At 73.5% G+C, this 14,089-nt stretch carries 12 protein-coding genes and 1 pseudogene; 7 read left to right on the forward strand and 6 right to left on the reverse strand.

Annotated features, from left to right (window positions below; genetic code table 11):
* Positions 1-78: 78 nt before the first annotated feature.
* Both GXW83_RS11460 and GXW83_RS11465 read left to right on the forward strand, forming a co-directional pair.
* Entirely contained in the window at positions 79-1,704 is a 1,626-nt protein-coding gene (locus tag GXW83_RS11460) for an MFS transporter (RefSeq protein WP_182442978.1), read from the forward strand.
* Between the two features lie 80 nt (positions 1,705-1,784).
* Positions 1,785-2,444: pseudogene (locus tag GXW83_RS11465) on the forward strand (DUF6597 domain-containing transcriptional factor); the annotation flags it as partial.
* Positions 2,445-2,522: 78 nt separating this feature from the next.
* Here GXW83_RS11465 and GXW83_RS11470 read toward each other — a convergent pair.
* A complete protein-coding gene (locus tag GXW83_RS11470; protein WP_182442979.1) occupies positions 2,523-3,470 on the reverse strand; it encodes an NADP-dependent oxidoreductase in 948 nt (315 codons plus the stop codon).
* A gap of 70 nt (positions 3,471-3,540) precedes the next feature.
* On the opposite strand from GXW83_RS11470, the gene GXW83_RS11475 reads away from it, so the two are divergent.
* The gene (locus tag GXW83_RS11475; protein ID WP_182442980.1) at positions 3,541-4,125 is read left to right on the forward strand and encodes a TetR/AcrR family transcriptional regulator; all 585 of its coding nucleotides are present in this window, start codon (positions 3,541-3,543) and stop codon (positions 4,123-4,125) included.
* On the opposite strand, the gene GXW83_RS11480 is transcribed toward GXW83_RS11475, so the two are convergent.
* From GXW83_RS11480 to GXW83_RS11495, 4 genes are read right to left on the reverse strand one after another with little or no spacing between them, the layout of a single operon-like run.
* Positions 4,122-5,072, reverse strand: a complete 951-nt coding sequence (locus GXW83_RS11480; protein WP_182442981.1) for a hypothetical protein — start codon at positions 5,070-5,072, stop codon at positions 4,122-4,124. The two genes, GXW83_RS11475 and GXW83_RS11480, sit on opposite strands and share 4 nt — an antisense overlap.
* A 53-nt stretch (positions 5,073-5,125) precedes the next feature.
* Entirely contained in the window at positions 5,126-5,971 is an 846-nt protein-coding gene (locus GXW83_RS11485; protein ID WP_182442982.1) for a class II fructose-bisphosphate aldolase, read from the reverse strand.
* 4 nt (positions 5,972-5,975) lie between these two features.
* Entirely contained in the window at positions 5,976-6,902 is a 927-nt protein-coding gene (locus tag GXW83_RS11490) for a 1-phosphofructokinase family hexose kinase (protein ID WP_255431292.1), read from the reverse strand.
* A 53-nt stretch (positions 6,903-6,955) separates the two neighbouring features.
* Positions 6,956-7,876 carry an SIS domain-containing protein gene (locus GXW83_RS11495; protein ID WP_225446909.1) on the reverse strand — a complete coding sequence of 307 codons (921 nt, stop codon included), beginning with the start codon at positions 7,874-7,876 and terminating at the stop codon, positions 6,956-6,958.
* 439 nt (positions 7,877-8,315) lie between these two features.
* Here GXW83_RS11495 and kdpF point away from each other — a divergent pair, with 439 nt between their 5' ends.
* The 4 genes from kdpF to kdpC are packed head-to-tail and all read left to right on the forward strand — an operon-like array spanning position 8,316 to position 12,851.
* Positions 8,316-8,405 carry a K(+)-transporting ATPase subunit F gene (gene kdpF / locus GXW83_RS11500; protein ID WP_182442984.1) on the forward strand — a complete coding sequence of 30 codons (90 nt, stop codon included), beginning with the start codon at positions 8,316-8,318 and terminating at the stop codon, positions 8,403-8,405.
* On the forward strand, positions 8,405-10,069 hold the full coding sequence (gene kdpA / locus GXW83_RS11505) for a potassium-transporting ATPase subunit KdpA (RefSeq protein WP_182442985.1): 1,665 nt from the start codon (positions 8,405-8,407) through the stop codon (positions 10,067-10,069). Before kdpF ends, kdpA begins: the two co-directional genes overlap by 1 nt.
* Entirely contained in the window at positions 10,069-12,207 is a 2,139-nt protein-coding gene (gene kdpB / locus GXW83_RS11510) for a potassium-transporting ATPase subunit KdpB (protein WP_182442986.1), read from the forward strand. The genes kdpA and kdpB overlap by 1 nt, the downstream gene beginning before the upstream one ends.
* A 17-nt stretch (positions 12,208-12,224) precedes the next feature.
* Positions 12,225-12,851 carry a potassium-transporting ATPase subunit KdpC gene (gene kdpC, locus GXW83_RS11515; RefSeq protein WP_182442987.1) on the forward strand — a complete coding sequence of 209 codons (627 nt, stop codon included), beginning with the start codon at positions 12,225-12,227 and terminating at the stop codon, positions 12,849-12,851.
* 107 nt (positions 12,852-12,958) lie between these two features.
* Here kdpC and GXW83_RS11520 read toward each other — a convergent pair whose 3' ends face one another.
* Entirely contained in the window at positions 12,959-13,987 is a 1,029-nt protein-coding gene (locus GXW83_RS11520) for a serine hydrolase (RefSeq protein WP_182442988.1), read from the reverse strand.
* Positions 13,988-14,089 lie beyond the last annotated feature (102 nt).

The raw sequence follows: 14,089 nt of genomic DNA on the forward strand, positions 1-14,089 counted from the left end.
CCGCGACCGTCAGGCGCGCGGTACGGCGGTGCGGGCGCGGTGCGCGGGCGGTCAGCGGTGCGCGCGAAGGTTCCGGGCATGACCGCAGACACCGCTGACACCTCCGGCGCCCTCGCCGCCGCTCCGCCGCCCTCGCACCGCGCCCCGGCCGTGCCGGTCTCCGCCGCCCGCAAGTGGGGCACCCTCGCCATCTGTGCGGCGGCGGCGCTGCTCCTGGGCATCGACAACACCGTCCTCAACCTCGCCGTCCCCCGGCTGGTCGCAGCCATGCACCCGTCCTCGTCCCAGATCCTGTGGATCGCCGACGCCTACAGCTTCGCCCTGGGCGGCCTGCTCGTGGTCATGGGCAGTCTCGGCGACCGGATCGGCCGCAAGCGGCTGCTGCTGGTCGGCGCGACCGGCTTCGGCCTGGCCTCGCTGCTCACCGCCTACTCCGGCAGTCCGGAGCTGCTGATCGCCGCCCGGGCGCTGCTCGGCGTCGCCGGGGCGACGATCATGCCGTCCACGGCCTCGCTGATCCGCTCGACCTTCACCGACCCCAAGGAGCGCACCCTGGCCATGGGGATCTCCGGCGGTGGGGGCGCGGCCGGCTTCGCCCTCGGCCCGGTCGTCGGCGGGCTGCTGCTGAACCACTTCTGGTGGGGTTCGGTCTTCCTGGTCAATGTGCCGGTGATGCTGCTGATCGTCGGCTGCGGCTCGGTGCTGCTGGTCGAGTCGCGCCACCCCGCGCCCGGACGCCTGGACTGGCCCGGCCTGCTGCTGTCCGTCGTCGGACTGGTCGCGGTGATCTACGCCGTCCAGACCGGCGCGCAGAGCGGCCCGGCCCGGCCGCAGGTGCTCGGCGCGGCGGTGGTCGGGGTTGCCGCGCTGCTCCTCTTCGGCCTGCGCCAGGCCCGGATCGCGCACCCGCTGATCGATCTGCCGCTGCTGCGCAGCCGGGCCTTCGCCGGATCGCTGGGCGCCAACGTGGTGGCCATCCTGTCGGTGTCCGCGCTGTCGCTGGCCTTCTCCCAGTACTTCCAGGACGTCCGCGGCTGGTCACCGCTGCAGACCGGGCTGGCGCTGCTGGCCGGACCGGCCGGGGCGATGATCGGCGGGCCCTGCTGCGCCCTGGTGATCGGCCGCATCGGCCGGGCTCGCACCGTCGCCCTGGGCCTGGGGCTGATGGCCGCCGGCATGGTCTGCTTCTCGCTGATCGGCCCGCACACCGGGTACGCGGTGCTGGCCCCGGCCGTCGTCGTCAACGGCATCGGCATGGGCCTGGTCTTCGGCACCACCAACGACACCATGATGGCGAGCGCGCCCAAGGAGCGGGCGGGCGGAGCGGCGGCGATCGGCGAGACGGCCATGGAGATCGGCGGCGGGCTGGGCATCGCCGTGCTCGGCAGCGTCCTCACCGCCTGCTACCGCTCGGGGCTGCACCTCCCGGCGGGCGTCGGCCCGGCGGCGGCCTCGGCGGCACGGCAGACCGTGGGCGGCGCGACGGCGGCGGGAGCGGCCGTGCCCGCGCCGCAGGGCGCCGAGCTGATCGCCGCCGCGCGGCACGCGTTCGTGCACGCGATGAACCTGACCACCCTGATCGGCGCGGTGCTGCTGGCGCTGGGCGCGGCGGCGACGCTGTTCGCCCTGCGCGGCGTCCCCGCAGTCATCGCCGACCCGGCCCCCGCCGACGCCGATCCGACCGAGGCGGCCACCAGCCGCTGAGGGTCGGTCCGGCCGCGCCGCCCCGTCCTGCCCCGCTCAGCAGGACGGTACGGCGAAGCCGGCCGCCCTAGGCTGAGGCCATGACCTCTGCGCCGCACTACCGCGAGCGCCCCGCCGGGGCCGGGCCGGCGGAGTGGGTCCGCTGCGTCTGGGTGCGCCGCGAGCCGCCCGGCGGCGCGGGCGGAGTGCTGGTCGTCCCGGACGGCTGCGTCGACCTGCTGTGGAGCGGCGGCGCCCTGCACGTCGCAGGCCCGGACACCCGGCCGCGCGCCGTCGGACCGGTCCCCGGCGGGGTGACCGCCGGGCTGCGGCTGCGGCCGGGCGCCGCCTCGCTGCTGCTCGGTCCGGTGCCCGCCGACGAACTGCGCGACCGTCGGATCGCTCTGGCCGAGCTGTGGCCGGACGCCGTCGCCCTCGCCGAGCGGCTGGCGTCGACCGGGCCCGGCAGCCGGGAGGCGGCTGCCCTGCTGGAGCAGGCGGTACGCGGTCGGCTGCCCGGCTTCGTCCCGGACCGGGCGGTCCTGCGCGCCTCGGTCCTGCTGGACCGCCCCCGGCCGCCGTCGGTGCGCGAACTGGCGGCGGAGCTGGGCCTCTCCGAACGGCAGCTGCGCCGCCGGACGGTCGCCGCCGTGGGCTACGGCCCGAAGACGCTGCAGGCGGTGCTGCGCTTCCAGCGGGTGCGCATGGCCGCGCGCGGTCGGGCCGCCCGTGACTGGGCCGGTCTGGCGGCCGAGGCGGGCTACGCCGACCAGCCCCACCTCGCGCGGGAGGTGCGCCGCTTCTCCGGCCGGCCCCCGAGCGGGCTGCCCGCCGCTGCTTCACCACCCGCTGGTGACCGGCCGTTCGGCGCGGGACGCCGGGCGGGATGCGGTTCGGACGACCAGGACCCGGCGCCCCCGGGTGTGGCCGGCGCGGCTGTCGGCGTGCGCCGCCGCTGCCTCGGTGAGTGAGTACGACTTCTCGACCGGGATGTGCAGCCTGCCCCGGGAGATGAGGTCGACGGCCTCGGCGAGCGCGTCCGGCACGCTCCCGGCCACGCCGGAGAACCGGACGCCCAGCTGCGGCGCACCGAGGTCGGCGATGGAGACGACTTTGCGGGGATCCCCGGTCAGCTCGACGAGTTCGCGGATCACGCCCGAGCCGGCCAGGTCGAGGGCCGCGTCGACCCGGCCCAGGTGCCGCACCCGTTCGACCCAGCCCTCGTTGTAGGTCGTGGCGAGGGCGCCCAGGGCGCGTAGGTAGTCCTGGTTCGCAGCCCCGGCCGTGCCGATCACCGTGATGCCGCGCGCGCGGGCGATCTGCAGCACCGCCGACCCGACGCCGCCGGACGCGCCGCTGACCAGCAGTGTCTGCCCGGGCCGCACGCCGACCTCGCGGATGATGCGCAGCGCGGTCTCCACCACGGACGGGTACCCGGCCGCCTCCTCGAAGGCCAGTCCCTCGGGCATCCGGGCCCAGGCCGACAGCACGGCGAATTCGGCGTACGTGTCGGCGCCTTCGCCGAACACGCGGTCGCCGACCTCGATCCCCTGGACGCCTTTGCCGACCTCATCCACCACCCCGGCGGCGTCCAGTCCGACCCCGGCCGGCAGCTCGACCGGATGGGCTCCCAGGACCTGGCCCTCCCGGATCCTCCAGTCGACGGGATTGACACCCGCCGCCCGTACGGCGATGCGTATCCGACCGGGGCCCGCGTGCGGCTCCTCGGCTTCCACCAGTTGCAGGACCTCGGGACCGCCGAACTCGGTGAAGCTGATTTTCCTCATGCAGCCGAAGATAGCCCTAACCGTTAGGGTTTCACAACGGTTAGGTATTCCTATCTGGTAGTGTCAGGCCATGATCGAGTCGTCCGGACGCCGCGAACGCAAGAAGGCCGCGACCCGTCAGAAGATCGCCGACACCGCGCTGCGCCTCTTCCTGGAGCGCGGGTACGACGCCGTGGGCATCCGTGACGTGGCGGCCGAGGCCGACGTGGCCGTCACCACCGTCTTCGCCCACTTCGCCTCGAAAGAGGCCCTGGTGTTCGAACGCGACCAGGACTTCGAGCAGCGCCTCACGCGAGCGGTGACCGACCGGCCTGCGCACGAGCCGCTCATCCCGGCGCTGCACCGCGAGGTCCAGGCCCTGGTGCGGCACTGCACGGCCGAGGGCAGCGCCCCCGTCCGACGCATGATCGAGGGATCACCCGCCCTGCGGGAGTACGAGGAGTCGATGAGCCTGCGTCACGCACAGGCGCTGGCAGCGGCGCTGGCCGCCGATCCCCGCCTGTCCCGGAGCGCGACCGCCTGCCGGGCGACCGCGCGGTTCGCCATCGACGCCTACGCGCTGGCCTGCCGGGCGGACGATCCCGGGGCCACCGTGGACGAGGTCTTCCGGATGATCAAGGCGGCCTGGGAAGCCACCGCCTCAAGCGCGGCCTAGTCGGCGGGGGCGGCGTTGTCCCAGGCACGCAGGGTGAGCAGCGCCTCCAGGGTCACCCCGGGGCGGGATTCGACTGCCGTGGTCGGGGCCCACTGTGCCCAGCGGATCGGCCAGCCGCCGTCCGGCTCCTGGGCTGCCGCCAGCGCGTCCAGGCCCCGGGCCAGCTCCGCATCGGTGAACCAGGCGCGGGCGGGGCTCTGCGGGGTGGGCGCGTAGTCGTACGGCAGGTGGTGCTCGCCGGGCGCGTAGCCGGGGGCGGGCCGGGCCTGCTCGGGGTGGTCGGGGTCGAGCAGCACCAGCCGCTGCTCGCGCACCAACGAGCCCAGCCGGGCGGTCTGTTCGGCGGCGTGGGCCTGGTCCGGCGCGTGCTCGAGGAACGCCAGCGCGGCCTGCGCCTCGTACGGGTGGGTCCGGTCCAGGGCCTGGACGGCGTCCCGGCAGAAGTCGACGGCCCGCTCCAGCCAGGGGTGCCCGACGGCGTTCTTCCGCAGCAGGCCGACGATCGGGCCGGTGGCCAGCAGGTCGCCGCGGGGCTCGTTCGGCACCGGCAGCCAGGGCGGGCGCGGGTAGTCGCGCAGGCTGGGCAGCACCGCCGGGACTCCGCCGTCGGGCGCGGTGACCGAGGCCAGCCAGTCGCAGACGCGCGTGGCAGTCGCCTGGTCCAGCGCGCCCGCCTGGTCCAGCACCCGCAGTGCGGTCGGCAGCGCGACCGGCTGGCCGGCGGGGCCGCGGACGTCCGGTTCGAGCCCGTACGCGTAGCCGCCGTCCGTGCTCCGGTAGGCGTCCAGCGCGGCCAGCACCCCGGCGGCCGCTGCACCGGCAGCCGACGTACCGGTAGCCGGTGCCGGGGCGAACAGGAAGGCGAGGCGCCGCTGCTCCAGCACCCGGCCGGTGAGCCAGATGAAGTCGGTCGCGCGGGCCAGCATGGGTGCGGTGAGCCGTGTCATGCTCCGACGATAGGCACCGCCGCCGCCCCCGGTCTTGAACGAATCGGCCGTCGTTACTCCTGTCCCTCCGCGCCCAGGACGCCCATCAGTCGGGCGACCTCGGTGGCGACGGCGTCGCGGGCCGGGGCGAGCCAGCGGCGCGGGTCCACCAGGGCCGGGTCGGCGGTCAGGGCTTCGCGGACGGCCTCGGTGAAGAGGCGGTTGAGGTGAGTGGAGATGTTGACCTTGCGCATGCCGGCGGCGACCGCCTCCCGCAGTGTCGCGTCCGGGACGCCGGAGGAGCCGTGCAGTACCAGCGGGACAGGCACGGCCGCGTGCAGTTCGGCGATCAGCGGCAGGTCCAGGGCGGCTTCGCGGACGGTCATGGCGTGCGAGGAGCCGACGGCGACGGCCAGCGCGTCCACGCCGGTGGCGGCGACGAACGCGGCGGCCTCGGCCGGGTCGGTGCGCACGCCCGGGGTGTGCGCACCGTCCTTGCCGCCGACTTCGCCCAACTCGGCCTCCACCAGCAGGCCTTGAGCACGGCACCAGCCGGCGATCTCGGCGGTGGTGCGGACGTTCTCGTCCCACGGCAGGCGGGAGCCGTCGTACATCACCGAGCCGAAGCCGCAGTCGGCGGCCTCGCGGATCAGGTCGAAGCCGGTGGCGTGGTCCAGGTGCAGTGCGGCCGGGACGCCGGCGAGTTCGGCGGCGGAGCGGGCGGCGGCGGCGATCGGGGCCAGACCGCCGTGGTAGCGCACGGCGTTCTCGCTGATCTGCAGGATCACCGGGGCCTTGGCCTGCTGGGCGCCGGCGAGTATCGCCTGGGCGTGCTCCAGTTGGATGACGTTGAACGAGCCGACGGCGAAACCGCCGTGCACGGCGGAGCGCAGGATCTGCGCGGTCGGGGTGAGCGGCACGGCGTCAGTTCTCCTTGTGACTGGTCGTCAATTGCTGATGTGACGTCAGTTCGACGTAGAGGGAGGGGTCGTAGTCCCCGGCGAGCGGGGAGGCGACGGCTGCGGCGGCGAGCGCGGCGGCGTCGCCGGTGGCCTCGGGCCAGGGGCGTGCGTCGGCGAGGGCTGCGGCCAGGGCGGCGGTGGCGGCGTCGCCCGCGCCGGTGGCGTTGCCGTGCACCCGGCGCGGCGCCGGGGTGTGCCAGGCCGCGCCCGCTGCGGTGTGCCCGAACAGGCCGTCCGCACCGGCGGTGACGACGGCCGCCGCCGCGCCCAGGGCGCACAGTCGGGCCGCCGCCTCGGCCGGGTCGTCCGCGCCGGTCGCCCGGGCGGCTTCCTCCGCGTTGGGCTTGACCAGGGCCGGCTGTCCGGCCAGGCCCGCACGCAGGGCGGCGCCGTCGGCGTCCAGCACGGCGGGCACGCCCGCGCGGGCGGCCAGCCGCAACAGCGTCGCGTACGCGTCCTCGGGGACGCCGGGCGGCAGGCTGCCGGAGAGCACGACCGTGGACGCCCCGGCCAGCGCGGCCGGGAAGTCCCGCTCGACCAGGCGCGACCACTCCTCGGCCGAGACCTGCGGCCCGGGCTCCCACAGGCCGGTCACCGCCTCGCCCTGCGCCGGGCCGTCGACGACCGCGACCGTGCGCCGGGTGCCGCCCTGGATGGGCGTGAGCAGGTAGGGGAGCGAGGAGCGGTCGAGGTCCTCCCGGAACTGGCGGCCGGTGGCGCCGCCGACCAGGCCGGTCACCAGGGTCCGCCGCCCGAGCCGGGCCAGCACCCGGGCGGTGTTGACGCCCTTGCCCCCGGCCCGCTCGTGCACCGAGGCGATCCGGTTGGCCTCGCCCAGCCGCAGCCGGTCGAGCCGGTAGGTGACGTCCAGTGCGGCGTTCAGGGTCACCGTCACGATCCCGGCCCGGCCCGCCCCGGTTCTGCCGCCGGCCGGCGCCCCGGTCACTGCTGGACGGTCGCGGAGGGCAGCACGACCGAGCGGCTCAGGTGCTGCGGGCTGTCCACGTCCCGGCCGAGCCTGGCGGCCAGCGCGACGCCCAGGCGCTGGACCCGGACGAGTTCGGCGACCGGGTCCAGGGTGCGCCGCTCCAAGTGAGCGCCGGTCGCGGCGATCTGCTCGGGCAGGCCGTCGGGCAGGTCGCCGAGGCTCCAGACGACCCGGCCGGGGCGGGCGACGCTGATCGGCCCGTGCCGGTACTCCATGGCCGGGTACGACTCGGTCCACCAGGCGGAGGTCTCGCGGACCTTGAGCGCGGCCTCGCGGGCCAGGCCGTACGTCCAGCCGCGCCCGAGGAAGCTGATCTGCTCGGCGTCCAGCAGGACGTCGGCGACCGGGGCTGCTGCCGCCGCCGCGCCGTCGGCGAGCACCGCGCCGAGGTCCTCGCCGAGGTGGGCCCGGAGCAGCACCAGCTGGGTGGTGGGGAAGCGGGTCTGCACGACCGACTGCTCGTCCGCGAAGTCCAGGACGACCAGGTCGTCGGCCAGGTCGGCGACCGGGGTGGCCGGGTCGGCGGTGATCGCGGTGGTGGCGGTGGTGGCGGTGCGCCCGCGCACGCTCTCCAGCAGCTCCAGCACCTCGGTGGTGGTGCCGGAGCGGGTCAGCGCCAGCACCCGGTCGTAGCGGCGGCCGGTGGGGGAGCCCAGCTCCGGCGCCTCGGAGGCGGCGAAGGCGTCGGTGCGGCCGTGTCCGGCCTGCTCGCGCAGCGCGGCGTAGGACTGCGCCATGAACCAGGAGGTGCCGCAGCCGACGACGGCGACGCTCTCGCCGGGGCGGGGGAGCAGCGGGGCGAGCGCGGGCAGCCGGTCCAGGGCCTGCTGCCAGCAGTCGGGCTGGGAGGCGATCTCTTGCGCGGTCCAGGACACCAGTCCACTCCTTTGATTGAAACTGCTCATTAGCATCATGCTTTGAGCAGAATCGAGCATACAGTCCGGGTGCGACGACGGGAACACCCGCCGGGCAGCGAACCCGGTGCGTCCGGCGGCGGCCCGCGCCCCTGCCCGGCGTCAAGGGCGTGTCAATGCCCGGGGCGACCGCGCAAGAGGGGCGTTAACGAACCCCCTGCACCCGGGTGACGTGCGCTTTCCTTACGTTGCCGGTCGGACCGGCGCCGCTGGGGAGCCCTCCGCAGCGGTCTGGAACCCCACAACAGCCAGGGTGTGACCCTCATGCTCGACGTGCTCTTCGTCGGGATGACGATCCTCGTGTTCGCCGTCCTCGCTCTGATCGTCAAGGGGGTGGAGAAGCTGTGACCAGCCACTCCACCGCCCAGCCCGTCCTCACCGCCGCCGTGGAGGCCGTGCGATGAGCGCCGACAACGTCGTGGGACTGGTCGTGGCCGTCGTTCTCGTCGGCTACCTGATCGCCGCCCTGATCCTCCCGGAGAAGTTCTAGTGAACCCAACCCTCGCGGGCTTCCTGCAGGCTCTGGCACTGGTGGCGGCCCTGGCCCTGTCGTACCGCCCCCTGGGCGACTTCATGGCGCATACCCTCACCAGCGCCAAGCACCTGCGCGCCGAACGCGGCATCTACAGACTGATCGGCGTCGACGGCGACGCGGAGCAGAGCTGGAGCGCGTACCTGCGCAGCGTCCTGGCCTTCTCCGCCATATCCGTCCTCTTCCTCTACGCCTTCCAGCGGCTGCAGGAGCACCTGCTGCTCTCGCTGGGCTTCCCCGCAGTGAGCCCGGCGATGGCCTGGAACACCGCGGCCTCCTTCGTCACCAACACCAACTGGCAGTCGTACGCCGGTGAGTCGACCATGGGCCACCTGGTCCAGATGGCCGGGCTGGCCGTGCAGAACTTCCTCTCCGCGGCCGTCGGCATCGCCGTCGTCGCGGCGCTGATCCGGGGCTTCACCCGCAACCGGACCGACCGGCTGGGCAACTTCTGGGTGGACCTCACCCGGATCACCCTGCGCGTGCTGCTGCCGATCTCGGTGGTCTTCGCGCTCGTCCTGGTCTCCGGCGGCGTCGTGGAGAACCTGCACGCCGCGCATCTCTACACCACGCTCTCCGGCGGCACCCAGTCGATCCCGGGCGGCCCGGTGGCCTCGCAGGAGGTCATCAAGCAGCTGGGCACCAACGGCGGCGGCTTCTACAACGCCAACTCCGCGCACCCGTTCGAGAATCCGAACCCGTTCACCAACCTGCTGGCCATCTACCTGCTGCTGGTGATCTCGTTCGCGCTGTGCCGCACCTTCGGCCGGATGGTCGGCAGCAACCGCCAGGGCTACACCATCCTGTCCGTGATGGGCCTGTACTGGATCGCCTCGGCCGCGCTGATCAGCTTCTTCGAGTGGCAGCACACGGGCGCCGCCGCCCGGATCGCCGGGGCCGCGATGGAGGGCAAGGAGGTCCGCTTCGGCATCTCCGGCTCCTCGCTGTTCGCCGCGTCCACCACGCTGACCTCCACCGGCGCGGTCAACTCCGCGCACGACTCGTACAGCGCGCTCGGCGGCGGCACCGCGATCCTGAACATGATGTTCGGCGAGATCGCGCCCGGCGGCACCGGCTCCGGCCTGTACGGCATCCTGATCCTGGCCGTGGTCACCGTCTTCGTGGCCGGCCTGATGGTCGGCCGCACCCCCGAGTACCTGGGCAAGAAGCTCGGCGCCCGGGAGATGAAGTTCGCCTCGCTCTACATCCTGGCCACCCCGGCGATCGTGCTCTGCGGCACCGGGCTGGCGATGTCGCTGAAGGCCGGACACGGCGGCGGCATGCTCAACACCGGCCCGCACGGCTTCTCCGAGGTGCTGTACGCGTTCACCTCCGCCGCCAACAACAACGGCTCGGCCTTCGCCGGGATCACCGTCACCAGCACCCACTGGCAGATCGCCCTCGGCCTGGCCATGCTCTTCGGACGCTTCCTGCCGATGGTGTTCGTGCTGGCCCTGGCCGGATCGCTGGCCCGGCAGAAGCCCCTGCCCGAGACCGTGGGCACCCTCAAGACCCATACGCCGCTCTTCGTCGGGATGCTCTCCGGCGTCATCCTGATCGTCGTCGGGCTCACCTACTTCCCGGCCCTGGCACTCGGGCCGCTCGCGGAAGGTCTCCACTGATGACCACCCCCACCCTCCAGAACCCGGCGGCCGAGCCGGACACGCAGCAGCCGGCGGGTGAGCCCGAACACCGGCTGTCGGCGGGCCTGCTCGACCCCAAGCAGCTGCTGACCTCTTTCCCGGACGCGCTCAGGAAGCTGGACCCCAGAGTCCAGTTCAAGAGCCCGGTGATGTTCGTGGTCGAGATCGGCTCCCTGCTCACCACCGTCTCCGCGATCGAGAAGCCCAGCGTCTTCGCCTGGGTGATCACCGCCTGGCTGTGGCTCACCGTGGTCTTCGCCAACCTGGCCGAGGCCGTGGCCGAGGGCCGCGGCAAGGCCCAGGCCGACACGCTGCGCCGGACCAAGACCGACACCGTGGCCCGCCGGGTCGCCGGCGCCTGGTCCCCGGGGCAGACCTCGGTGCCCGAGGAGCAGGTGCCCGCCACCGAGCTGCGGCTCGGCGACCACGTCATCGTCGAGGCCGGACAGACCATCCCCGGCGACGGCGACGTCGTCGAGGGCGTGGCCAGCGTGGACGAGTCGGCGATCACCGGCGAGTCCGCCCCGGTCATCCGCGAGTCCGGCGGCGACCGCTCGGCGGTCACCGGCGGCACCAAGGTGCTCTCCGACCGGGTGGTCGTCAAGATCACCTCGGAGCCCGGCAAGACCTTCATCGACCGCATGATCGCCCTGGTCGAGGGGGCCTCCCGGCAGAAGACGCCGAACGAGATCGCGCTGAACATCCTGCTCGCCTCGCTCACCATCGTCTTCCTGCTGGCCGTGGTCACCCTTCAGCCGATGGCCAAGTACGCCGGCGCCGAGCAGACCATCGTGGTCCTGGTCTCGCTGCTGGTCGCGCTGATCCCCACCACCATCGGCGCACTGCTCTCGGCGATCGGCATCGCCGGCATGGACCGGCTGGTCCAGCGCAACGTGCTGGCCATGTCCGGACGCGCGGTCGAGGCGGCCGGCGACGTCTCCACCCTGCTGCTCGACAAGACCGGCACCATCACCTTCGGAAACCGCCAGGCCGCAGAGTTCCTGACGGTCAATCAGGTGACGGACGCCCAACTGGCTGACGCGGCGCAGCTCTCCTCGCTCGCCGACGAGACCCCCGAGGGCCGCTCCATCGTCGTCCTGGCCAAGGAGAAGTACGGACTGCGCGAACGCGCCCAGGGCGAGCTGGGGCACGCCGTCTGGATCGAGTTCACCGCGCAGACCCGGATGTCCGGCGTCGATCTTGACGAACCGTCAGGAACGCACAGCATCCGCAAGGGCGCCGCCGGATCGGTCGCCGCCTGGGTCCGCGACAACGGCGGCAGCACCGGCACCGAGCTGGACCTCGCGGTCGAGCGCATCTCCAACCGCGGCGGCACCCCGCTGGTCGTCGCCGAGAAGCGCGGCAGCGAACCGGCCCGGGTGCTGGGCGTCATCTACCTCAAGGACGTCGTCAAGCCCGGCATCAAGCAGCGCTTCGAGGACCTCCGCGCCATGGGCATCAAGACCGTCATGATCACGGGCGACAACCCGCTGACGGCCGCCGCCATCGCCGAGGAGGCGGGGGTCGACGACTTCCTCGCCGAGGCGACGCCCGAGGACAAGATGGCCCTGATCAAGAAGGAGCAGGAGGGCGGCAAGCTGGTTGCGATGACCGGCGACGGCACCAACGACGCCCCCGCCCTGGCCCAGGCCGACGTCGGCGTGGCCATGAACACCGGCACCTCGGCCGCCAAGGAGGCCGGGAACATGGTGGACCTGGACTCCAACCCCACCAAGCTGATCGAGATCGTCGAGATCGGCAAGCAACTGCTGATCACCCGTGGTGCGTTGACCACCTTCTCCATCGCCAACGACGTCGCCAAGTACTTTGCGATCATCCCGGCCATGTTCGCCAGCGTCTACCCGGGCCTGAACTCGCTCAACATCATGGACCTGCACAGCCCCAAGTCCGCGATCACCTCGGCGATCATCTTCAACGCCCTGATCATCGTCGGCCTGATCCCGCTCGCCCTGCGCGGGGTGCGCTACAAGCCCTCCTCCGCCCAGTCGCTGCTCCGCCGCAACCTGGGGCTCTACGGGGTCGGCGGGCTGATCCTGCCCTTCGTCGGGATCAAACTGATCGACCTGGTCGTCCAGTTCATCCCCGGTCTGCACTGAGAGAAGTTGACGTCACCATGGCCAAGCCCCTTCCCACCCCGGTGCGGAACCACCTGACGGGTCTGCGCATCCTGCTGCTGTTCACCGTCGTCTGCGGACTGCTCTACCCGCTGGCGATCACCGGGATCTCCCAGGTCGCCTTCTCCTCCCAGGCCAACGGCTCGCTGGTGAAGTACGACGGCAAGGTCGTCGGCTCCAGCCTGCTCGGCCAGAACTTCACCGTCACCGGCAAGGACGGCAAGACCGTCAGCCCCGACCCGAAGTACTTCCAGTCGCGGCCCTCCGCCGCCGGAGCCGACGGCTACGACGCGGCCGCCTCCGCCGCCACCAACCTGGGGCCGAACAGCGCCGTCCTGGTCACCGACTACACCGCGCTGAAGAAGGCGATCGCGGCCTTCGACGGGGTCGCGCCGAGCCAGGTCCCGCCGGACGCCGTCACCTCCTCCGGCTCCGGCCTGGACCCGGACATCAGCCCCCAGTACGCCGCCATCCAGGTCGACCGGGTCGCCAGGGCCCGCGACCTGCCGGCGGGCGAGGTGCGGGCGCTGGTGACGAAGTACACCCAGGGCCGCACCGCCGGCTTCCTCGGCCAGCCCCGGGTGGACGTGCTCGACCTCAACATCGCGCTCGCCAAGCTGGGTTGAGACAAGCTGGGCTGAGACAGGCCCGGCTGAGCCGGACCGCCCCCGGTCCGGCGACAGCCGGACGGCGGGGCCCGGGACCACCCGTCGTGGCCCGGGCCCCGCCACCGTCACGCCCGGGCCCGGCCGAGATCCCGGTGCACGGCCAGCGCCACCCGCTGGATGGTCTGCACGCCGTACTCCATGGTCGGGTTGGAGTCGGTCAGCACCACCATCCGGTAGTCCCGGCCGCTGCCGGTGAAGACCCCCAGGCTGTGCACCCGCCACCCGCGCGAGGCGCGCGGCAGCCAGCCGTTCTTGTCGTGCGCGACCACCCCGGGCGGAGTCCCGTACGGCGTGCCCCAGCGCTGCGCCGGATCCACCCCGGCCATCAGCCCCAGCGCGTAGGCCCGCCAGTGCGCCGAGAGGACGTCCCGGCGGTCGGTCAGCACGTCCAGCAGTCGCATCTCGTCCACGGCGTCGATCCGCGTCAGCCCCCAGTAGTCGCCGGGGCCCGGCACGGTGTCGGCCATGCCCGCCAGCCGCAGGAAGGCCGCGAAGCGGTCCCGGCCCAGGTCCCGCCACAGGGCGGTCGCCGCGTCGTTGTCCGAATACGTGATCATCACATGCAGCTTGGCCGTCTCCCAGGCGTCCAGCTCCCGCCCCCGCTCCTGCGCCCGGCGCAGCACCGCGGCCATCACCGTCGCCTTGACCGCGCTGGCCGAGTCGAAGGCGCGGTAGGCGTGCAGTGAGCAGGTGACCCCGGTGACCGGGTCCTTGACGGTGAGGCCCACGCTGTCGTCGCGGCCGCGCAGCGCGGCGGTGATGTCCGCGCCGAGGCGTTCCGCGAGCGCGGGGTGCGCCCCCGAGGCGCAGACCCCGCCGACGGCGGACCGCGCGGCGGCTGCGGACGCGGCGATGGCCGGGGCCGGGTGGCTCGCCGGACGGGCGGCGGCGGGCGTCGCCGGGCGGACGGCGGGCGGTCGGGGCGCGGTTGCCGGGCGGCCTGCGGGGCGGGCCGCCGGGTGCGAGGCCGCTGGTCCGGGCGCTGGGCGGCCTGCGGCGGACGCCGGGCCGGCGAGGGCCAGCGCGGTCAGGGCCGCGCCGCCGAGCAGTCCTGCGGCGGCGCGCCGCGCGGTGGTGGAACGGGGTGATGCCATGAGTGGTGCCCTTCGGATCGTCGCCGCCCGGCCGGACGGGAACTGACCTCCCGTCACCTGGGCAGTGATCCCCGGGCGGACCGCCGGATGCACTCATCCGGT

The sequence above is a fragment of the Streptacidiphilus sp. PB12-B1b genome, from assembly GCF_014084125.1.
Classification (GTDB): Bacteria; Actinomycetota; Actinomycetes; order Streptomycetales; family Streptomycetaceae; genus Streptacidiphilus.